This window comes from uncultured Campylobacter sp., assembly GCF_937997595.1.
Lineage (GTDB): Bacteria > Campylobacterota > Campylobacteria > Campylobacterales > Campylobacteraceae > Campylobacter_B.
Map to the genome: position 1 here is coordinate 1 of NZ_CALKTS010000365.1, position 7,198 is coordinate 7,198.

The 7,198-nt window shown below is 47.0% G+C and carries 8 protein-coding genes; 2 read left to right on the plus strand and 6 right to left on the minus strand.

Translation table 11 applies throughout. The annotated features are described in order from the left end of the window. A partial coding sequence (locus Q0614_RS12385) for a GrpB family protein (RefSeq protein WP_298789060.1) occupies positions 1–181 on the plus strand: 181 nt, incomplete at its 5' end. Positions 182–475: 294 nt separating this feature from the next. Here the strand turns inward: Q0614_RS12385 and Q0614_RS12390 are convergent. The 4 genes from Q0614_RS12390 to Q0614_RS12405 form a co-directional block, all read right to left on the minus strand. Further along, positions 476–1,252, minus strand: coding sequence for a hypothetical protein (locus Q0614_RS12390; protein ID WP_298789062.1), 777 nt, complete (start codon positions 1,250–1,252; stop codon positions 476–478). 52 nt (positions 1,253–1,304) lie between these two features. Beyond that, entirely contained in the window at positions 1,305–1,478 is a 174-nt protein-coding gene (locus Q0614_RS12395; protein ID WP_298789063.1) for a hypothetical protein, read from the minus strand. Between the two features lie 241 nt (positions 1,479–1,719). After that, positions 1,720–2,805 carry a threonine synthase gene (locus Q0614_RS12400; protein WP_298789065.1) on the minus strand — a complete coding sequence of 362 codons (1,086 nt, stop codon included), beginning with the start codon at positions 2,803–2,805 and terminating at the stop codon, positions 1,720–1,722. Between the two features lie 8 nt (positions 2,806–2,813). Continuing rightward, complete coding sequence (locus Q0614_RS12405) at positions 2,814–3,200, minus strand: RidA family protein (protein WP_298789066.1); 387 nt, start codon at positions 3,198–3,200, stop codon at positions 2,814–2,816. A 142-nt stretch (positions 3,201–3,342) separates the two neighbouring features. Here Q0614_RS12405 and Q0614_RS12410 point away from each other — a divergent pair, with 142 nt between their 5' ends. Beyond that, entirely contained in the window at positions 3,343–4,059 is a 717-nt protein-coding gene (locus Q0614_RS12410) for a PAS domain-containing protein (RefSeq protein WP_298789068.1), read from the plus strand. Between the two features lie 172 nt (positions 4,060–4,231). Here the strand turns inward: Q0614_RS12410 and Q0614_RS12415 are convergent, their stop codons facing one another. Both Q0614_RS12415 and map read right to left on the minus strand, forming a co-directional pair. Then, positions 4,232–6,127, minus strand: a complete 1,896-nt coding sequence (locus Q0614_RS12415) for a phosphoethanolamine transferase (RefSeq protein ID WP_298789070.1) — start codon at positions 6,125–6,127, stop codon at positions 4,232–4,234. Positions 6,128–6,638: 511 nt separating this feature from the next. Next, positions 6,639–7,198: type I methionyl aminopeptidase (gene map / locus Q0614_RS12420; RefSeq protein WP_298789072.1), on the minus strand; the 560-nt coding region annotated here is incomplete at its 5' end.

A 7,198-nucleotide genomic window follows, 5' to 3' on the forward strand; every position in this document is an offset into this window, starting at 1 on the left:
CGATGCGGATGAGATATTTTTTAGAGATTTTTTGCGGGCGAATGCGGATATCGCCAAGCGGTACGAGGCGCTTAAATTAGAGCTTTACAAGCGGTTCGAGTTCGACCGCGACGCATACACTGCGGCGAAAAGCGAATTTGTGCTTAAATTTACGCGCATCGCTAAAGAAAATTCGAAATAGCCGGGCGAATTTTAGCCTCTGCGTATAAGCTCGCTTCCTAAGAGCGGTAAAAATGGCTAAATTTTAAATAATATGAATGGATAGTGCCGCTTTTTGCAGATTAATTTTTATAAAATTTTGACCGTAATTTCAAATTTAAATGGCGCTCATTCAACTATCTGTAGATAAAATTTCCAAATCCAGCTAGCGGCAAAGTTATCCATAAAATGTGCCGTATCATCGCATAACACCAAGGGCTAAGGCTTATTTCTGCATTTGTAATGTACTAAATTTTGTCTTTTTCCCTCACTCATTTTACTCCTTTTCTTTAGGTATTATGCTATGAAGCGCGGTAATGCGGTAAAGCTTGATAACCCCATCCATCTTATGCACGGATAGATCGACTAGATAATAGTTGTCGAATGGATTTTTATTTATCAGCTCTTTAGCCTCGCGATCTATTATCTCCGTCCAGACGGCTTTGCCGGGCATTACATCGTCGCATACGGCTTTATCTTTTACGATACGTTCACTATCTTTTACCTCTTTCATATTAACTAGCACGTTTTTAAATTCGTGTCTTTGCATATTATCGAAATCTTTAATTTGCCTAGCCGTTGCGATACCATGCTTGTAGGCGGCTTTATTTTCTTGATTGATAATTATACAATCTTTATAGTTGTTGTAGTTTATCATCACGCTTACGCCACTTTGGCCTGCTAAATTTACGATATTTTCCGCATCGTCGAGCGAGGATTTAGTTAAAAACTTATCCTCTTTTATATTGTCCACGCTTCTTTTGCCGATATTTTTTAGGTTGTTAAAAAACTCAAAATATGCGTTAATCATCGGCAAGGCCTCGCCGAACATAACCACCAAAACTATCACCATATTAAAAACGTCGCTACCTTTTTCTACACTTTGTAGCGTAGTTTTTGTTCCACTAGTACCGCAGGAAGTGGCGACGTATTCGTCAATAGAATTATTGAGCGACAAAAGTGCCTTAGATAGCTCGATAAGACCTAGCGGGCTATCTTTATCTATTTTCAACCTTATTGGGATATTCTCGATCTGCCCTGTTTGCTTATACATTGAACTTCCTTTACTTATTTAAAATTCAGGCTCAATTATATCAAAATAAGCTTTAAGCACTTTTGCCCAACTTGTAAGCCCTGATAGAGTTTGTCGAGTAGTAGATTGCTTTCGCATTCACTCTATTGGCAAATATTGTTCCCGCTTTTCTGAGTCGATAAAGACCTATTTGAGATTTTAGCCCCAGCTTTTTAAGCGCTTCAACTTTAGTTATACACTCGTCCATCTCCCTATCCTTTTTAAAATTTCCTTTAGTTGCTTTAAATTTAAGCTAAAGAACCTTATCTGAACCAGCTCCGCAAGTAAATGTGCCTTTTTCCAACTCAAAGCGGGTTTAAACTTAACGCCCGCGTTTCTAAATTTAAAATTTTAATCTAGAACCGACTCGCACCTTAAATTTAAAGCGGCGAGATTTAAAATTCCTCGCCGCTAGCTAGCCAAGCAAATTCCACGCCGAGCGTTTAAATTTAATGATCGCTCTTCAGCCCCGCGCCGCAAAGCGGAATGATGCTATCTCCTTGCAGATCGCGACTTTCTTTGTAGCGTAGATACGCCGCATAGGTAGCTGCGGTCGTGTGCTCGACGTAAAATCCGCCGCGCGCAAGCGCCTCTCTGGCAGGCAATATATCGCTCTCGCTCGCCAAGATCACCTCGCGCTCGCCCGCGTAGCTAGAGCCAAGAATTTCGCTCGCGCGCATCGGTCTTGCGATCGCGATGCCCTCCGCTAGCGTCGGCTGCGGCTCGATCTCACGCGCCGTACCTTTAGCATCAAAAAGCGGAGCGCAACGCTCGCCCTGAACGATGAAAATTTTTGGCAGCGCTTCGATAAAGCCACCCTCATATAGCTCGCCCAGCGCCGCTTGAGCGCCCAGCAGCAGCGTGCCGTTGCCTACTGGGATAAAGATATTGCACGGCACCCTGCCCAGCTGCTCGTAGATCTCATAAACGTAGCTCTTCGTGCCCTCGTAAAAGATCGGATTATAAACGTGGTTGGCGTAATAGATCTGCTCATCCGAGGCCTTTTTGCGGCACGCATCCGCCGTCTCGTCGCGGCTGCCGTCAAACACCGTGACGTGCGCGCCGTGGCTTTTGATCATATCGATCTTTTTGGGCGACGTGCCCTTCGGGACGTAAATTTCGCACTCGATGCCCGCGCGAGCGCAATACGCCGCCACGGCGTTGCCTGCATTGCCGCTGGAGTCTTGCATCACCTTTTTCACGCCGATATTTTTGGCATGCAGCACCAAAACCGCCGCGCCGCGATCTTTGAATGAAAGCGTAGGCATCGCGTAGTCGAGCTTGAGATAGAGGTCTTCGCCGAATTTTACGCTCGCCGTGAGCCCCTCGCCCATCGAAATTTCTTTAAATTTAGCCGTGTCAATGCCCATAAACTTGCGGTATCTAAAGATGCTAAACTCGCTTTGATCTACGAGCGCAGGGTTAAATTTAGGCGCATCGGAGTTTAGCTTATACAGCCCGCCGCAGTCGCATTTGTAGCGCAAAGTATCGATGGGCGCGTGCTTACCGCAGCCCGTGCAGATGAAATCGCTCATTTTCGCTCCTACTTTTTCTCTTTTATTTTTGCGAGGGCCTCGATCTCTACGAGGCAGCCGAAATGTAGAGCCGTAGTCGGCACCACGACGCGAGCGGGCTTGTGCGCGCCGAAAAATAGCGCGTACTGCTCGTTGATCACATCCCAGTTCGCGACGTCAGGCGTATAGACGCGACACATTCGCACGTCGTTTTTATCCGCGCCCGCGGCGGCCAGCACTGCCGCGACGTTGCTTAGAGCCTGCGCGGCCTGCGCAGCAAGACCCTCCGGAACGGCCCCCGTGCGCGGATCCACGCTTAGCTGCCCCGAGACGTAGAGCATACCGTCGTCGTCTAAGATGCCCGGCGCATAATGCGCCTTTTTCGGCGCGAAGCCAGTTGGATAAATCTCTTTCATTTAAGCTCCTTTGCATATAAAATTTTATATAATTTTACTCTAAATTTATTAAAAATATATAACTATTTCTATAAATTCGCAAAAATTTTAAAATTTAATCTAAATTTATAGATTTTTTTATATGAAATTTCAGGAGCCCGAATTGAATCAACTTTTACAGACCTTTATACCGACTGCACACCTTATTAAAAATACGATCGGCGATTGCGAAGTAGTCATCCACGATATGAGCACGCCGCAAAACTCCGTCGTTTTCGTCCTCGGCGACGTAACGGGCAGGAGGATCGGTCAAAGCTTCGATCATCTGGTAAAGGACGTGTTGTTAAGCAAAAATTTTGAAAACGACTGCACCGCAAACTACTACTTCACCGCGCAAAACGGCAAGCTCATACGCTCCTCAACTTCGCTAATCCGCGGCGCAGACGGCAAAGTAGTAGGCGCACTATGCGTAAATATCGATACCTCAAGCGCCATGGCCGCATACAAAGTAATAAAAAATCTACTGCCGAATGCAAAGCTCGATAGCAAGGAGCTACAGGGCGCAAATTTTACCGACGGAGGCTGCGATAGCGCGGCATTAGACGGGGCGAGCTTCAATGACGGCGTAAATTTAGAAACGCAAAGCTCTAACGATTTGCAGCAAAATATCCTTGACATCGTCCAAGATCTGATCGCATCGGCTACGCACGATCTGGATGTAGAGCGGATGAAGAAAGAGGATCGAAAGCGCATCGTAAAATTCCTCTCACAAAAAGGGATTTTTGAGGTAAAAGGTGCGGTGGAGCTCGTCGCAAAGGCGCTTAGAACGCAGAAAGTCACGATTTACTCGTATATGGATGAGGTAAAAAAGGAGAGCTAACCGCGGTGCATAAATTTGATCTCAAATTTAATAAGCGTTGCGCGCCTTTTTATCAGCGTAGCCATTGGAGTGGCGCAAATTTTAATCTAAATTTGATGAATCGATCAAAAATCAGAGCATACTAATCCCTCATTTATACAGCATGTAATGGGATAAAAGCAAAACTCATCTATTAGTCGAACTCGTAGCCCTTCGCGCTTTTTAATTTCTCGTCATAATCGACTCCGTTAGCAATTCGCTTGCGAGAGGCATTGAAATCCGCTCGTATCGGGCTTCTGCGCGTATCGAGCTCAAGCGGCGCGACGCCGATAATATCGGCTAACAGATGCGCCAAATCATCGCTCATAAAGGGCTTATCTTTCGCCGCTTCCAGCTTTTGCCACAGTGCGGCGTGAGCGGTCAAAAACTCGCGCGAGGCTATAAAAAGCAGCGGAATTTCATAGCTAAAGCGACTCTCCATGCCGTGCCCGAGGCGTCCGTTTTCGTATAAATTTTCGCCGTGATCGCTAAGATAGACGATGAGGCTGTCATCTGCAGAGAAAATTTTAAAAATTTCATTTATGACAAAATCGTTGTAAAGCACGCTGTTATCATAATATGCGACGACATCTTTCTGCTTGGAAGTAAGTTTTGCCTTTACATCCGCCGCGCTAAACTTGCCAAATCCCTCGGGATAGCGCAGGCTGTAATCCATGTGGCTGCCGATGAGATGGATCACGTAGAAGTTTCGCTCGCTCTGCCCCGCTTTCGCCTGATTTATGAGCGGAAGTAGCGCTCCGTCGGGCTTGATGCGGACGGTTTCATAAAGATTGCTCTTTGAGAGAAAGATTTCCCCGTCCGCGCGATCGGCGGCGCTTTTAGCGCTTAGCGCATGCGCGCCGAAGGCCTCTTGATTGCTGATCCAAAAGGTGCGGTAGCCGCTTAGGCTAAACATATCGATGATACTAAGGCTGCGAAACCACGCCTTTTGCCGCTCGCTTTCGTAATTGCTGAAATTTAAAAGCCGCATCAGCACTTGGTTCGTCGTAGCATAAGGGGAGATCGTATCGCTAAATTTTATGAGATTGCCGCTCGCTTCAAGGCTCTCCAGAAGCGGCGTGGTTCTGACGCCGTATCCATACAGCGACATATGGCCGCGCTGCAAGCTCTCGCCGATTATTAGGACGATATTTTTGACGCGAGGTTTTTGCGAGGCGGGGTTTATGGCGGCATCGAGGGTTTTGGAATTTGAAATCGCGCTGGAGCTTTGCGAATCTGAATTTGCGCCGCCTTTTAAAACGCTTTCGTTCGCGCGCTTGGCCTCGTCATATCCAAGCTGCACTTCGCGCATATCGGTGATGAAATTTTTATCGCTCAGATAGTCTTTTATCGTAAAGACAAACTCCAGCGGGACGTATTGCGATAGCTTAGTTATATAGCTCTGCTTGCCTTGGGAAGCTTTGACGGCGATATCCGCGCAAAAGATCGCCCCGTAGATAAGATAAAGCGCTGCTAGCAGCAATCTTAGGCGGCTATGCGTTTGCTCCCTCTTTCTCTGCCCTGCTCTTAGCGCCGCAAAGATGCAGCCAAGCAGCACCGCTAGATACAAAATCGTCGCAGGATTAAGAAACTGCGAAACAAACTCGCACGTCTCTGCTGCATCGGTATGCACAAGCGCGTCGATCGCCACGACGTTGAAGCTTGAGTCGAAATTTACGATCAAAAATAAAGCCACGCTCGCAATTAGCGCAATTAGCGCCAGTAACACGAACGAAACGAGCTTAAAAAATCGCCCGCTAAGCAAATAGCAGAGGTGAAAGATGAGCAAATTTATGATGAATACCACGGGAAAGCTCTCGGCGATGTAGGCAAAGATGGGGCCGTTAATCTGATAGTGTATCTTAGCCCAGCACGCAAGCAGGCATAGCGCCGTCGCCAGCCAAAACACCCTCCACACGGGACGTTCGCGCAGTGCGGCAAAAAAGCCGCGGTCGATTTTCATAAGCAAGCGCGCTATGAGCCCACCCGCCTTCGTCCGCACCGCAAGCTCGCCTATATTTGCCAGCGCTGCATAAAATTTTTCTCTCATTTTATCTTTCCTGCCTCGTACGAAAAGACGCGACGACGCGTACTTCACATAACGCGACATGTTTACGCTTTAAAATCAAGGCGCAATCTTAGCCGCTTAAAGCTTTGAGCTCGCTTACTTGCGCGCTTTTACGCTTCAAATTTTACAGCTAAATTTTAAAGATACGGGGCATGGAATTGGACAGCGGAATTTTGAGGCCAAATTTTAATCGAAAGCGGATTTGCGAGTAAAATCGCAAGACATTATTCTAAAATGAAATTAAAAGGTAGTTCTAAAATTTTAATTCTTGGAATTTTGCGGATAGACTACAAGTCGCTACGATAAATTTTAAAATTATCTAATGCGATTAAAGCCCAAAAACTTGTGAATGAATTTATGCGCCTAACAACCGAGAGGAGGTGAAATTTTATAGCGGTCAAACGATGCAAATTTATAAAAACACGCCGTTTATGCAATTTCGCCCCATAAAAAGAGCGAAATTCCAATTCTGCCAAGCCTTTTGCGCGAAAATCTACGCGACGCTTAGCACTTCGACCTTATCGTCGAAAATCGCCATGCAGTGCTCGTAATGGCTGGTGCGAAGCCCATCCTTGCTTCTCGTGCTCCACTTATCCTCGGCGATGACCGGCGTGCCGTCCTTTTGACAGATCATCGGCTCGATGCAAAAGACCATGCCGTTTTTGATTTTAGGGCCTGATTTTGGATTGTTGCCTTCTAGATAGTTTGGGATCTCAGGCTCTTCGTGCGGGTGCTTGCCGATGCCGTGGCCGCAGAAGCCGTATAGCGGCACGAAGCCGCGTGCGCGGATAAATTTCTCTATCTCGAAGCTTAGCTCTTTGAAGTGCATCCCTACTCTGATCGTTTTGATGGCGAACTCCAGCGTGTCCTTGCTGCATGCGATGAGCTCTTCGTCGGCTTTTGAAATTTTACCGACGGGCAGGGTACGCGCGCTGTCGCCGAAATACCCGTTTAGCTTCGAGCCCAGATCGACGCCCAAGATATCGCCCTCTTGCAGAATCGTTTCGTCTGGGATGCCGTGGATGATGACCTCGTTTAGCGAGAGGCAGGCGG